The 13923-nt window shown below is 58.9% G+C and carries 16 protein-coding genes; 7 read left to right on the top strand and 9 right to left on the bottom strand.

Annotated elements, in window-relative coordinates; genetic code table 11:
- Positions 1-465 precede the first annotated feature (465 nt).
- From ureG to AC2FNR_RS15705, 9 genes are all read right to left on the bottom strand, one after another.
- Positions 466-1125 carry an urease accessory protein UreG gene (gene ureG / locus AC2FNR_RS15745; protein WP_480866986.1) on the bottom strand — a complete coding sequence of 220 codons (660 nt, stop codon included), beginning with the start codon at positions 1123-1125 and terminating at the stop codon, positions 466-468.
- The gene (locus AC2FNR_RS15740) at positions 1122-1790 is read right to left on the bottom strand and encodes an urease accessory protein UreF (RefSeq protein ID WP_496849959.1); all 669 of its coding nucleotides are present in this window, start codon (positions 1788-1790) and stop codon (positions 1122-1124) included. The genes ureG and AC2FNR_RS15740 overlap by 4 nt, the downstream gene beginning before the upstream one ends.
- The gene (locus AC2FNR_RS15735; RefSeq protein WP_170353408.1) at positions 1756-2208 is read right to left on the bottom strand and encodes an urease accessory protein UreE; all 453 of its coding nucleotides are present in this window, start codon (positions 2206-2208) and stop codon (positions 1756-1758) included. The genes AC2FNR_RS15740 and AC2FNR_RS15735 overlap by 35 nt, the downstream gene beginning before the upstream one ends.
- A 28-nt stretch (positions 2209-2236) precedes the next feature.
- A complete protein-coding gene (locus AC2FNR_RS15730; protein ID WP_170751626.1) occupies positions 2237-2461 on the bottom strand; it encodes a DUF1127 domain-containing protein in 225 nt (74 codons plus the stop codon).
- Between the two features lie 121 nt (positions 2462-2582).
- Positions 2583-4343 carry an urease subunit alpha gene (gene ureC / locus AC2FNR_RS15725; protein WP_170353406.1) on the bottom strand — a complete coding sequence of 587 codons (1761 nt, stop codon included), beginning with the start codon at positions 4341-4343 and terminating at the stop codon, positions 2583-2585.
- Positions 4343-4648, bottom strand: a complete 306-nt coding sequence (locus AC2FNR_RS15720) for an urease subunit beta (protein WP_170353405.1) — start codon at positions 4646-4648, stop codon at positions 4343-4345. The genes ureC and AC2FNR_RS15720 overlap by 1 nt, the downstream gene beginning before the upstream one ends.
- Complete coding sequence (locus AC2FNR_RS15715) at positions 4645-4806, bottom strand: peptidase M23 (protein WP_170353404.1); 162 nt, start codon at positions 4804-4806, stop codon at positions 4645-4647. Before AC2FNR_RS15715 ends, AC2FNR_RS15720 begins: the two co-directional genes overlap by 4 nt.
- A gap of 15 nt (positions 4807-4821) precedes the next feature.
- Positions 4822-5124, bottom strand: coding sequence for an urease subunit gamma (locus tag AC2FNR_RS15710; protein ID WP_152460019.1), 303 nt, complete (start codon positions 5122-5124; stop codon positions 4822-4824).
- Between the two features lies 1 nt (position 5125).
- A complete protein-coding gene (locus AC2FNR_RS15705; RefSeq protein WP_331251766.1) occupies positions 5126-5980 on the bottom strand; it encodes an urease accessory protein UreD in 855 nt (284 codons plus the stop codon).
- A 360-nt stretch (positions 5981-6340) separates the two neighbouring features.
- Here AC2FNR_RS15705 and urtA point away from each other — a divergent pair, with 360 nt between their 5' ends.
- From urtA to cpaB, 7 genes are all read left to right on the top strand, one after another.
- Positions 6341-7621: an urea ABC transporter substrate-binding protein gene (urtA, locus tag AC2FNR_RS15700; protein WP_170353403.1), complete on the top strand. Its 1281-nt coding sequence runs from the start codon at positions 6341-6343 to the stop codon at positions 7619-7621.
- 61 nt (positions 7622-7682) lie between these two features.
- Positions 7683-9635 carry an urea ABC transporter permease subunit UrtB gene (gene urtB, locus AC2FNR_RS15695; RefSeq protein ID WP_496849955.1) on the top strand — a complete coding sequence of 651 codons (1953 nt, stop codon included), beginning with the start codon at positions 7683-7685 and terminating at the stop codon, positions 9633-9635.
- A gap of 3 nt (positions 9636-9638) precedes the next feature.
- Positions 9639-10868, top strand: coding sequence for an urea ABC transporter permease subunit UrtC (gene urtC, locus AC2FNR_RS15690; RefSeq protein ID WP_496849953.1), 1230 nt, complete (start codon positions 9639-9641; stop codon positions 10866-10868).
- On the top strand, positions 10865-11605 hold the full coding sequence (urtD, locus tag AC2FNR_RS15685; RefSeq protein ID WP_170773791.1) for an urea ABC transporter ATP-binding protein UrtD: 741 nt from the start codon (positions 10865-10867) through the stop codon (positions 11603-11605). Before urtC ends, urtD begins: the two co-directional genes overlap by 4 nt.
- Before the next feature lie 3 nt (positions 11606-11608).
- Positions 11609-12304 carry an urea ABC transporter ATP-binding subunit UrtE gene (urtE, locus tag AC2FNR_RS15680; RefSeq protein ID WP_496849950.1) on the top strand — a complete coding sequence of 232 codons (696 nt, stop codon included), beginning with the start codon at positions 11609-11611 and terminating at the stop codon, positions 12302-12304.
- Between the two features lie 389 nt (positions 12305-12693).
- On the top strand, positions 12694-12888 hold the full coding sequence (locus tag AC2FNR_RS15675; protein WP_170353398.1) for a Flp family type IVb pilin: 195 nt from the start codon (positions 12694-12696) through the stop codon (positions 12886-12888).
- A gap of 153 nt (positions 12889-13041) precedes the next feature.
- Positions 13042-13902 (top strand): Flp pilus assembly protein CpaB, encoded by an 861-nt coding sequence (gene cpaB, locus AC2FNR_RS15670; RefSeq protein ID WP_170353397.1) that lies wholly within the window; start codon positions 13042-13044, stop codon positions 13900-13902.
- Positions 13903-13923: the final 21 nt, after the last annotated feature.

Genomic DNA, 13923 nt, shown 5'->3' with positions numbered 1-13923 from the left:
GGCCTCTGTTTCCCAGAACACTTTTGTTTTTTCTTAGCCGATGAGCAGTGCACACACATCTTTGGGGATTAGTACTCAAAGCTTAAGCACTTCAGGCTCCGCCGGATCGTGTGTGCTCACAGAGCGGTCACACAGGTTTGACCCGCTGTCGTACCGCGCTGTGTTAGGCAAAAGCACTCACACTTTTTATGTCCACGTCCTCAACGCAAAGGCCACCAAAATGATCCGAGCCGTCCTCATCACTGCCAGCATACTCTTTGTGGCCGCCTGCGAAGGTCCAAGCGGCGGCAGCGCAGAAAATCAAACGCAAGAGTTCGAAGAGAGCTTTCGCAATCAGGGCAGCTGATGCTCCAACGTCGGGCTGAATTCGTTTCGGCCCGACGTTTTTGGGGCAGACGCCGCAAGACTGGTAGAACAATAGGTTCTGAAACCGCGCACCTGTCGTGCGTTTTGCAGTATCAGAGGTTACGCATTCTGAACCACGGGTTGTTGGGCATCTGAGCTTGATGACAGGTTCAATCCACCTATCTGCGCCAGCAGGTCCACAATCCTGTCGACGCTCTGTCTATGTTTCAGAGATGCAAAGACAAACGGCCGCCCGTTGCGCATCCTCGTCGCGTCGCGGTCCATGACGTCCAGCGATGCACCGACATGGGGCGCAAGGTCGGTTTTGTTGATGATCAGGATGTCGGATTTGGTGATCGCGGGGCCACCCTTTCTGGGGATTTCTTCGCCAGCAGCCACGTCAATCACATAGAGCGTCACATCCGCCAATTCCGGACTGAAGGTGGCAGATAGGTTGTCGCCGCCGCTTTCGATCAGAACAACGTCGACATCGGGGTGCCGGGCCTGCATTTCAGCCACGGCCGCAAGGTTGATCGAGGCGTCCTCGCGGATCGCCGTATGCGGGCAGCCACCGGTTTCGACACCGATGATCCTATCTTGGGGCAGAATCTGCATCCGCATCAGGGCCTCGGCGTCTTCACGGGTGTAGATATCGTTGGTAATTACACCGATCGAAAGACGGTCGCGCAGTGCCTCAGACAGTGCTGCGGTCAGCGTGGTTTTGCCAGCGCCGACAGGGCCGCCAATGCCCACGCGCAGAGGGCCGTTCATGTTGGTCATGTTCGGAACATCCTTGAATATTGGGTTTCATGTTTCATCGACGCAATGTCCGACAGGAAAGCTGTGGACGTCAGATCGTCCAGTGTCGCATCCAGAGCGTCCGTTGCCACGTGCTGACATAACGGGGTCAGATCTCGGATCAGGCGTTGGCCTTCGGTTTGGCCCAAGGGCACCAGACGCATTGCGCATGCGACCAGATTGGACATGAAGGCTTGCAGATACATCTGTGCCGTCAGCGGCAGAGGCAGGCCGTTCAGTTTTGCGGCATAGCCCAGAGCCACGGGATAGGTCAGGGATCGCAGGTCAACTGACCATACTTCTGCCGTGACAGTGCTGAACGCTTCCCCCAAAAGGCGCGTTTCCATCAAACGCTCGGACGAGGGGCAAAAAGCGCGCGCCATCCTGTTGATTTCAGCAGTCGCATCCGCCGACCCAGCGTGGGCAGCGGCCAGAAAGATGCAATCGGCGCGCCCTGAGCCGTGCTGGATCACATCGGCTATCCACTCCCCTGTTTCGGCGGCCGAGGAAACGCTGCCACTTTCAATGGCCCATTCCAGACCGTGGGAATAGGCGAAGCCGCCCACAGGGTATGCGGGCGACAACCATTGCGTCAGCGTCAGGATATCGGCGTCAGTGGGCGTGGCCATGGGTCCTGCCGTGGCCATAGGCGCCACCTTCGGGGGTGAAAGGCTCGCGGATTTCGCGCACAGTTGCCCCCAGTTTCAACAGCATGTCGCGGATGACGTGATCGACCTGTATCAGAAGGCGATCCGGCTCGACCTGACACGGTGTGTGGCGGTTGCCGATATGCCACGCGATGCGGGTGAGATCGTCGGATGTGACCTCAAGCAGCGCTTCAGGCGCTGCCTGAATGAGAACCTCGCGCCCGTCTTCCAGAACCAATGCGCCGCCATGGTCCAGTGATGTGGTCTGGGACAAATCAATAAGGATTTGTTCGCCGCTGTCGCAGGTCAGAACTTTACGACGCAGAAAACGGTCCTCGTAGGTAAGCGACAGGTGATCCGCGGGATCACCGTGCGTATGGTCACTGTATCGACGAGCAGTGCAGAGCAGGGCGGTCATAGTTTGGCCCCCTCTGCAGCGCGTGCGGTCAGAGCCAGATCGAGTCCGCAAACACCCTGTGAACGATCCGGTCGCGGGTCAGGCCGCGTTTGTGCAGTTCCTCGTCGCTGAGCGATTGTAGGAACTCGACTTGCCGAACCCGTGTCTGAGCTTCGGCCATGCGGAACAGCATGGAATTGACGCGTGTTGCGAAGTTTGCGATCAGCCCGAATAGCGAGAACCGCGTCGGGGTATGAGTTGCTGAATGTGCCATTTGGACCCTCGTTTCCGTTGGTCCTCCCATGAGCTTGAAAATGTGTCATGTCAGCCTCATTGAGTAGTGGGTTTTTGGTCATGGCCGCGTTGCAAATGCAGCAACGCAGCACAATTTTTGGTCAAAACATAAAGTACCGCTGGGCCATCGGCAGAACCTCGGCCGGTTGGCAGGTCAGCAATTCGCCATCGGCGCGGACTTCGTAGGTTTCGGGATCAACCTCAACCTGCGGCGTCGCGTTGTTCAGCAGCAGGTCGCGTTTGCCGATATTGCGGGTGTTCTCTACCGCAACGGTTTGCTTTGCCAGCCCCAGTGTATCACCAATCCCCGCCGCCTGCGCCGCGCCCGAGACGAATGTGATCGCCGAATGCTCGACCGAGCGCCCGTAGGCCCCAAACATCGGTCGGCTATAGACCGGCTGCGGTGTGGGGATCGAAGCATTAGGGTCGCCCATCTGCGCGCAGGCAATGGTGCCCCCCAGTAGAACCATCTCGGGTTTGACCCCAAAAAAGGCGGGGTTCCACAGCACCAGATCGGCGCGTTTGCCTTCTTCGATACTGCCGATCTGATGGCTCAACCCGTGGGCAATCGCCGGGTTGATCGTGTATTTGGCGATATAGCGGCGCACGCGCATATTGTCGTTTTCGCCGGTTTCCTCGGGCAGGCGGCCGCGCTGTTTCTTCATCTTGTCTGCGGTCTGCCATGTGCGGATCAGAACCTCTCCGACCCGACCCATGGCCTGACTGTCGGACGCGATGATGCTGAAGGCACCCATGTCGTGCAGGATATCCTCGGCGGCAATCGTCTCACGCCGGATGCGGCTTTCGGCAAAGGCCACGTCCTCAGGGATGGATTTGTCGAGGTGGTGGCACACCATCAGCATATCCAGATGCTCCTCAACCGTGTTCACGGTGAAGGGGCGCGTCGGGTTGGTCGAGGACGGCAGAACGTGGTTCTCGCCACAGATCTTGATGATGTCCGGGGCATGGCCGCCGCCTGCGCCCTCGGTGTGGAAGGCATGGATCGTGCGGCCCTTCATGGCGCCCACGGTGTTCTCGACAAAGCCGGATTCGTTCAGCGTGTCAGTGTGGATCATCACCTGCACGTCCATCGCATCGGCCACCGTCAGGCAGCAGTCGATGGCGGCAGGGGTTGTGCCCCAATCCTCGTGCAGTTTCAGAGCACAGGCCCCTGCGTTGACTTGTTCTTCCAGCGCGGCGGGCAGCGAGGCGTTGCCCTTGCCTGCAAAAGCCAAATTCATGGGGAAAGCGTCGGCGGCCTGCAGCATCCGCCCGATATGCCAGGGGCCAGGTGTGCAGGTGGTGGCTAACGTCCCATGGGCCGGGCCAGTGCCGCCGCCCAGCATGGTGGTCAGGCCGGAATGCAGCGCATCTTCGATCTGTTGCGGGCATATGAAATGGATATGGCTGTCGAACCCGCCGGCGGTCAGGATACGCCCTTCGCCCGCGATGGCCTCGGTGCCGGGGCCGATGATGATGTCAACACCGGGCTGCGTGTCGGGATTGCCGGCCTTGCCGATCTTGGCGATGCGTCCGTCTTTCAGGCCCACATCCGCCTTGTAGATACCCGAGTGATCCACGATCAGCGCGTTGGTGATGACCGTGTCCACGGCCCCCTCGGCACGCGTGGCCTGAGACTGCCCCATCCCATCACGGATCACCTTGCCGCCGCCGAATTTGACCTCTTCGCCGTAAAGCAACGCGTTGTCTCCGGTCCCCCCGGTTGCAGCCGCGCCCGCACGTTCTGCGGTCAGGTCGCGTTCCACCTCGATCACCAGATCGGTATCGGCCAGCCGCAGCTTGTCGCCGGTGGTCGGGCCGAACATTGCAGCGTAGTCAGAGCGTTTGATTGTTGCTGGCATCAGAGTGACCCCATGACCTTCTGGTTGAACCCGTAAACCTTGCGTGCCCCTCCGATGGGGATCAGCGAGACCTCGCGCGCCTGACCGGGTTCGAACCGAACGGCGGTGCCCGGCGCGATGTCCAGACGCAGGCCATGTGCGGCGGCGCGGTCGAAATCCAGCGCCGGGTTGGTTTCGGCGAAATGATAGTGCGAGCCGACCTGAACCGGGCGGTCGCCGGTATTGGCGACCATGAGGGTGATCGCCTCGGCATTCGCGTTCAGGGTGATCTCACCCTCGGCTGGGAACAGCTCTCCGGGGATCATTTGTTTAGCTTTACCATCAATGCGACGGCGGCCAGCGCGACAACCGCCAGACCGACGCCCAAAGTGGCATAGTCTGTTCCATGCGCGTGGACATGTGTGCCGTTGTGGGCCGCAGCGGGGCCAGCAAGGATCAGGGCGGGGAAGAGCATACGGGTCATATCAGTTTTCCTTTGTTAGCGAATAGGGTTGTGGACGGTCACCAGTTTGGTGCCATCAGGGAAGGTGGCTTCGACCTGAACTTCGTGGATCATCTCGGGTACGCCTTCCATGCATTGCGCGCGGGTGATCACTTCGGCCCCGGCTTGCATCATGTCAGCCACCGATCGGCCGTCACGCGCACCTTCGACCACCGCGTCGGTGATCAGGGCGATCGCCTCGGGGTGGTTCAGCTTGACGCCGCGGGCCAGCCGTTTGCGGGCGACCTCGGCGGCCATGGCGACCAGCAGTTTGTCTTTTTCTCGGGGGGTCAGGTTCATGTCAGATCATCCAGCATCGGGGAAGCGTGTCATTGTTCAGCCGCCGTAGCATCGGCATCAGCGTGCGGCGGAGGGCAAAGCTGTTCTCGGCCAGCACCCGGATCACCAGCAGATCGTCCTGGATCAGCGAGGCTCCGGCGGTGTCGGGCAGCATGTCGCGGATGGGGCCCAGCTGGCCCTCGGCGGTGGGTGAGACAAAGGCCACCAGCGCCATCGCCCCCGCGCCGCCTGCGATATGCGGTTTGGCGAGATGGGCGTGCAGATCACCGGTGAACTGCATCGCGTCCAGAAACAGGGGGGTGCTATCGCGCAGGATCTCGATCCGGTCGCGCAGGCGGATATCAGTCAGGGTCTCACCCATGGCCATGCGGCCAAAGACCAGCGGTTCTACCATCAGTGCAGTGGCATCCGGGGCAAGGTCGATCTGCAACCGGCGATCCAGCGCACTGCCATCAAACAGGATGGTTTCCTGCGGCAGCCAATTCAGCCGCGCGCCCGAAGCGACGTTCAGGTGGTTCACGATCTGACCCGAGGGGCCGGGTTTGGCTTTGTACGCGCGTTCGCAGGCTTGAGTGGTTAGCGTCAGGGTCGTGTCTTTGCCCGCGTGGCCGGTAAAGCGGAACGTGTCGCCTCCGGTGATCCCGCCAGCGGTGTTCAGCAGCACCGCGTCCAGCGCGTCACCATCGGTGCGCGGGAACAGGCATTTGAAAGAGCCTGACTGCCGGAACCCATCCAGAACCGAGGTTTTGCCCAATCGTTTGGCACTCAGCCGAATCGCACCCTGTGCGCGCGGCGGTTGCGCGGCCTGCGTGGGCAATATCGAGGCATGATGTGTAATGGGGCACCTGCGGATCACCTTGTTATGCCGCCTGTTTCACCGTTTGGGCGTCGGAACTCTATTCTTCCGTGTCGGATTTGGGTGGTGTTTCGGTGCGGCGGATTAATTTTTAGGCGATCACGTTAACGACTGCCTTAAAATTAAACAAACACGACGGATCGAGGGAAATGATCTGTCAACCATTTGCTAAATTCTCTGCGATGCAGAAACCGTATGGGTGCCCGCCACGGGGACGATCCCTGGGGGTGTGTGACGGCTGCGCGAATTGGACCTCGGACACAACCGCCACACGGAACGCAACAACAGTTGCGGGGATCAGGTAGAAGAAAGGCGCGCTGCTGCGCAAGCCCTCACCTGCGCCCTGCCAGGAGGATCTTTATGACATCTCTCAAATCCACACTTGCCGGTTCGCTTGTCTTTGCTGCCATGGCAACCGCCGCGCTGGCCGAAGAAGACACCATCAAGGTGGGCGTGCTGCACTCGCTGTCGGGCACAATGGCGATCTCGGAAACCACGCTGAAAGACACTATGCTGATGCTGATCGACCAGCAAAACGCCAAGGGTGGCCTGCTGGGCAAACAGCTTGAGGCGGTTGTCGTCGACCCCGCATCGGACTGGCCGTTGTTCGCTGAAAAAGCACGCGAGCTGCTGACTGTGCATGAGGTGGATGTGATCTTTGGCAACTGGACTTCGGTCAGCCGGAAATCGGTTCTGCCCGTGATCGAAGAGCTGAACGGCCTGCTGTTCTATCCGGTTCAGTACGAGGGCGAAGAATCGTCGAAAAACGTCTTCTACACCGGCGCCGCGCCGAACCAGCAGGCGATCCCTGCGACTGACTACTTCCTGGACGAGCTGGGTGTCGAGAAATTCGCGCTGCTGGGCACTGACTATGTGTACCCGCGGACCACGAACAACATTCTGGAAAGCTACCTGAAGGGTAAAGGCATCGCGGACGAGGATATCTTCGTCAACTACACACCGTTCGGTCACTCCGACTGGTCCAAGATCGTGGCGGACGTTGTCGCGCTGGGCGCGGATGGCAAAAAAGTTGGAGTGATCTCGACCATCAACGGTGACGCAAACATCGGCTTCTATAAAGAACTGGCCGCCGCAGGCGTCTCAGCCGATGACATTCCGGTCGTGGCCTTCTCGGTCGGTGAGGAAGAACTGTCCGGCCTGGACACCACCAACCTTGTGGGCCATCTGGCCGCGTGGAACTATTTCCAGTCGGCGGACACCGACGCGAACGCCGAATTTGTCGAAACATGGAAAGCCACCATGGGCGACGAGCGCGTGACCAATGACCCGATGGAAGCACACTATATCGGCTTCAACATGTGGGTGAACGCCGCGACAGAAGCCGGCTCGACCGAAGTCGACGATGTACGCGCTGCGATGTACGGCCAGGAATTCCCGAACCTGACCGGCGGTACGGCGGTCATGCTGCCGAACCACCACCTGGCAAAACCGGTTCTGATCGGTGAGATTCAGGAAGACGGTCAGTTCGACATCATCAGCGAGACCGATGTTGTGCCGGGTGATGCCTGGACCGACTTCCTGCCGGAATCGGCGGTTCTGATCTCGGATTGGAAAGAGCTGGGCTGCGGCATGTACAACACCGAGACCAAGACCTGCGTTCAGACGCTGTCGAACTACTAAACGACACGCAAGGCGGGTGTGATCGCCCGCCTTGCCCCTAAGACACCTCGGGTTTCACCACATGTTACGACTATTCCTTGCGGGCCTCGCAATCCTGTGCGCCTGCCTGACTGCCAACGCGCAAGAGGGCGGTTTGCAACCGATCCTGCAAGAGCATCAGGAGATCATCGCCAAAAGCTCGCGCAAGACGATCGGACCGGCGATTGAAGCGATTGCCAGCAGCGGGTTGCCGCAAGCGCAGGTCATGCTTGAGACGTGGGCCGCCAAAAACGTGTGGATGCGCAAGTCCGATGGCCTGTTCTTTGCCGGCAAAAAGGGTGAGGGGCGGTCGTATGAGCTGACCGATTTCGACACTGGAGAGGTCGTCGGGACGTTTGAGAAATCCGACCTGAAACAGTTGAAACCCAATAGTGGCATCCGCGCGATGATCGGCACGGCGCTGGTGCAATTCCAGCTGACCGACCCGGATCGTGCAAAACGACTGGCCGCTTTGACGTCTATCCAACGCGATCCCGAGGGCGCTCTGCTTGAGCCGTTGCGCGCGTCGATTGATGAAGAACCCGACGCCGATCTGAAAGCGCAGAAGCAACGCCTCGAGCGGTTGCTGACCATCGGCTACGACGAAGATACTGCAGCCCGTGTGGCCGCGATCGAGGAGATGTCCGACGATCTGGGTGTGGACGTGCGCGCGGCTTTGAACCCTCTGGTCGTGACCAAGCTGCAGACGGCGACAGATTTACCTTCTGATGTGAATATCGCTGGTGTTCTGCAACCCGGCTCGGATGACCTGTCGCGTGATGCGGCCTATGACCTGTTGGTTGCCAGCGATTTGGCCGCGCCGCGTGTTTCGGCGGATGACATCCGTGCGGCGTTGGCTGCCAATATCGACGGAGGCCGCGTGGGCGGTGTTCCGGTCGCGCAACTGAACTCCGACGCCGCCCGCGCGCAGGCTTATGCGGCATTGGCCGAAGCCGGAACTGTTCCCGCGTTGATAACGCAGACTGACATCGATGCAGCGCTGGGCGCGCATGTGTTCTTTGAAACCTATGCAGAGCCGTCGGGCGAAGTCACAGCCGCCGCGGAAAAGGCGCTGGAGCAGATCGAGCTGAAGGTCGGCCTGAACCAGACCCTCGACCTGACGCTGGACGCGATTTCTCTGGCCTCGATCTATTTCCTTGCGGCCATCGGTTTGGCCATCACCTTTGGCGTGATGGGCGTCATCAACATGGCCCATGGTGAGTTCATCATGATGGGCGCTTACACCGGATATGTGGTGCAGCAGTTCATCCCCGATCATACGCTGTCGATCATCGTAGCTATCCCTATGGCCTTTGCCGTCACTTTCGCCATGGGCGTCGCGATGGAGCGGTTGGTGATCCGTTGGCTGTATTCGCGTCCGCTGGAAACGCTGCTGGCGACATTTGGTATCTCGATTGCCCTGCAGCAGTTGGCCAAGAACATCTTCGGCACGCAGGCCCGCCCGCTGACTGCGCCCGGCTGGCTGGACGGAGCATGGGTGCTGAACGATGTGGTCTCAATCAGCTATATCCGCATTGCGATATTCGTGCTGGCGATGATCTTTCTGGGGCTGTTCCTTTATATCATGAAACGCACACGGCTGGGGCTTGAGATGCGCGCCGTGACGCAGAACCCGCGCATGGCTGGGTCTATGGGCATCAATCCGGGTCGGGTGAACATGCTGACCTTCGGGCTGGGCTCAGGCATCGCCGGGATCGCCGGTGTCGCGATTGGCCTGTTCGCCAAGGTGACCTCCGATCTGGGCAGCGACTATATCGTGCAGAGCTTCATGACGGTGGTTGTCGGCGGTGTCGGCAATATCTGGGGGGCACTGGCGGGGGCCGGCATGATCGGCTTCCTGCAAAAGGGGATCGAGTGGATGAACCCGTCGAACACCCTCGCGGCGCAAACCTACATGATCATCTTCATCATTATCTTCATTCAGTTCCGGCCAAGGGGCATCATCGCTCTCAAAGGCCGCGCGGCGGGGGATTGAGCCATGGAACGCAGCTTTGTCGCCAAAAACCCATCGGTGCTGGTCTTTCTGGCCATCCTGTCCCTGTTCACCTTGGGCGTCACCGTCCTGTCCGAAGGGTTCGGGATCGGCGTGATCTCGACCAGTTTCGTCAAGACGCTGGGCAAAACCCTGTGCCTGTGCCTGATTGCCGTGGCGATGGATCTGGTCTGGGGTTTCACCGGCATCCTGTCCCTTGGCCATTTCGCCTTTTTCGGGCTGGGCGGTTACATGATCGGCATGTGGCTGATGTATGAACGCACGCGGCTGATCGTGGTAGAGTCACTTTCGCAAGCCGAAATTCCTCCGACGTCATCCGAGGTCGTGGACGCCATTGGTACGCAAATCTTCGGCGTGGTTGGTTCGTCGGAATTCCCGTTGATCTGGGCCTTTTCGGACAGCCTGTTCCTGCAACTGGCGCTGGTGGTGCTGGTGCCGGGCCTTCTGGCGCTGATCTTCGGTTGGCTCGCTTTCCGCAGCCGGGTGACGGGTGTCTACCTCTCGATCCTGACCCAAGCCATGACCTTGGCTTTGGCGCTGTATCTGTTCCAGAACGACAGCGGCTTGCGCGGCAACAATGGCCTGTCGGGCTTGCAAAACCTGCCGGGTGTCACAGCCTCGCAGGACGTAGTGTCGATCTGGTTCCTCTGGGCCTCGGCGCTGGCCCTTGGGCTGGGATACATGCTGGCGGCATGGGTGGTGTCGGGCAAGTTCGGCTCGGTCATTCGCGGCATCCGCGATAACGAGGCGCGGGTGCGGTTCCTTGGCTATTCAGTCGAGGTCTACAAGCTGGCCGTCTTCACTCTGACCGCCTGCATCGCGGCCATCGCGGGCGCGCTTTATTACCCGCAGGCGGGCATCATCAACCCCGAAGAGATGGCCCCCATCGCTTCGATCTATCTGGCCGTCTGGGTCGCCATCGGCGGGCGCGGTCGCCTGTACGGTGCCGTCATTGGTGCGGCGTTCGTCAGCCTACTCAGCACGTGGTTTACGGGCGGGCAGGCCCCGGACATTCCGCTGGGGTTCTACACGATCAAATGGGTTGACTGGTGGCAGGTGCTGCTGGGCGTATCCTTCGTGTTGGTCACACTGTTCGCCCCGCAGGGGATCGGGGGGCTGTTCGACCTCTGGACCAACCGCCGCACGCCGCAGCGCCACGGCGCGGCCCTCGGGCCTGATGAAAGCGCACTGCGTGAGAATGAGGCCACGGAATGAGTACTCTGCTAGAAGTCAGCGGCGTTTCGGTCACCTTCGATGGGTTCCGCGCCATCAACAACCTGTCGTTTCAGATCGGCAACGCGGAACTGCGCGCAGTGATCGGGCCGAACGGCGCGGGCAAGACCACTTTCATGGATATTGTCACCGGCAAAACCCGACCCGACGAAGGCCGCGTTATATGGGGCGAGAAATCCGTTTCCCTGCTGCGCATGAGTGAGGCCAAGATTGCGCAGGCCGGGATCGGGCGGAAGTTCCAGAAACCTACCGTGTTCGAAGACCAGAGCGTGCAGGAGAACCTGCTGATGGCGCTGAAGAACAAACGCGGATGGCTGGGTGTGCTGTTCTATCGCCCTTCAAAGGGTGATCTGGAGAAAGTCGAGGAACTGGCCGCCGAGATCGGCTTGAAGGACGAATTGACCCGCAAATCGGGCGAACTCAGCCACGGGCAGAAGCAATGGCTTGAGATTGGGATGCTTCTGGCACAGGAGCCGCGCTTGCTTTTGGTAGACGAACCCGCTGCCGGGATGACCCCGCAGGAACGTGAACACACCACCGACCTGCTGGTGCAGGCCGCCAAGACCCGCGCCGTGGTGGTCGTGGAACACGATATGGAATTCGTCCGCCGCCTAAATTGCAAGGTTACGGTGTTGCACGAGGGCTCGGTTCTGGCCGAGGGGTCTCTGGACCATGTGACTTCAAATCAGGACGTCATTGACGTCTATCTGGGGCGTTAGACGATGCTGACACTGACTGACTTGACTCTGCACTACGGGCATTCGCAAATCCTGAACGGCATCTCGATGCAGGCCGCGCTGGGCGAGGTGACCTGCGTAATGGGCACCAATGGTGTCGGCAAGACCAGCCTGATCAAGGCGATTTCCGGCACCCACCCGCGTTCGGGCGGTGGGTTGGAGCTGAATGGCGAAGTGTTGCCGCCCTTGCCCGCACATAAGATGGCATGGAAAGGAGTGGCGTATGTTCCGCAGGGTCGCGAAATCTTCCCATTGATGACTGTTCGCGAAAACCTTGAATCCGGGTTTGCGTGCTTGCCAAAGGACGAGCATTTCGTCCCGGACGAGATTTTCGATCTGTTTCCCGTCCTGAAGCAAATGCAAAATCGCCGGGGAGGCGACCTGTCAGGCGGCCAACAGCAACAACTGGCAATTGCGCGTGCCTTGATCACCAAACCCAAACTGCTTTTGCTGGACGAGCCGACCGAGGGTATCCAGCCCAATATCATCCAACAGATTGGCGATGTCATTCGGCATCTCAGAAGCAAGGGTGAGATGGCCATCGTTCTTGTCGAACAGTATTTCGACTTTGCCTACGATCTTGCCGACCGTTTTGTCGTGCTCAGACGTGGTTCCATCCTGATGGCAGGGGCAAGGCAGGACTTGTCGCGAGAGCAGGTTTTACAGGGCGTGACGGTCTAACATCTAGTAACTTAAGACGAAATACGCTGTACGACCCCCGAGCGAGCGAGGGGTCGTTTTGCATTTTGTGGCTTAGGTTTTCCGGTCAACTTCGGAAAAGTGCACTAGTTTTCGGTGTTTTGTCGGGCTTTTGGGCTTACGCGAGCTGTCAAAGCACGATTCGTGTGGGTGGCGAATCTGTGAATTTTTGTGTTTGGCGGTCATGTTCAGTCTAACTCTGGCCACAAATCCGCCCAAGTTGAAAAAAAATTCCCGTTATGCGGGAAAACCTTTTCGTTTGGGGGGAGGTTCCATCGCGACTCGCTTGGTATCAATTTTGTTAACGGGGATGTGAACCTCGTGTGTGTGCGGTCATTTCGCACTTGGTAAAACAGTCTGGAGTACAAATTATGAAGAATTCAATTCGCAAGATTTTCCTGAAACTGCGTGAAGACGAGCGCGGCGCGACCCTGGTTGAATATGGTATTGCCCTGTTCGTTGCCGTGGTTGTTGGTGGTACGGTTTTGACCGGACTGGCCAACGTTACAAGCGACAACTTCTCGGATGCGGTTAGCGCCTCAACTCGTACTGGCAACACCGACTAAGTCGACAGGCGTGATAATCTGATTTCCCGCCGGATACTGGCGGGAAATCAAACACTTTTAATTTTGTCAGTTTGAAAGCCGATTTGTTCATCAGAAAAAAGCAACTCGCCTACACCTGACAACAATTGCCGACTTCGGAAATTGGAGGGCACTATGCGCGTTAAGTCTTTTTTGATGACATTCTTGGGTGTCGGTTTGGCAGGCGGTGCCGTTCTTATTGCCCAGGACCAAATTCAACGAAATCAGGAAGCCGCTGCAGACGCATCTATCGTCCGCGTTGTTGCAGTTGCTGAAGACATCCCATTTGGAACGCCGATCGAAAGGTACAAGCTGACCACGATCGAATGGCCGGCAGAGTCGGTACCGGCTGGCGTGTTTACCAACTTTGATGATGTTCTACCTGAACCCGGAGCAGACCCGCGCCGCGCTAAGCGCGCATTGGCACAGGGTGAGATTCTGTTGGCCTCAAAGGTCTCGGACTTTGGTGAGAAAGTCACGATTGTGCAGACGATCGGGGAAAACAACCGTGCGGTTGCCATCAGTGTTGATGCGCAAACCGGCGTTGGTGGTTTCGTAACACCTGGCGATTTTGTAGATATCGTGTTGACCCGCGGGTCCAACGATGAGCTGCGCGCCATTACCATTCTTCAAAATATTCGCATTATCGGCGTCGACCAAACTGCGGACGAGGAACTGGATCAACCCGGTATCGCACGGACCGTGACGGTCGAAGTCACCCCGCAGCAAGGTCAGCGTTTGGCCTTGGCGCAAAAGGCAGGCCAGTTGAGCCTCTCACTGCGTTCGCTGAACACAGAAGACGATGAGCCGCTCGAAGCAGTGCGCCTGAGCGATATTCTCCTTGAAAAATCACCAGCAGAAGATGGTGAACCGCAGCCGATTGTCAAAGTACGTCGCGGTATCTCCGAGGTCGAGGAGTTCAGGGTGGAAAATCCCACTGCGGCCTCTGCCGAACAGGACGTCCCCGTCACGGACACGTCCGGGACAGTGAACTAAATCACGGAGTGTTTGGGAGGG

This window comes from Ruegeria sp. SATB045 (assembly GCF_059613525.1).
Note: the sequence above shows the minus strand (reverse complement) of the source record. Positions and strands in the feature narration are given on the sequence as shown.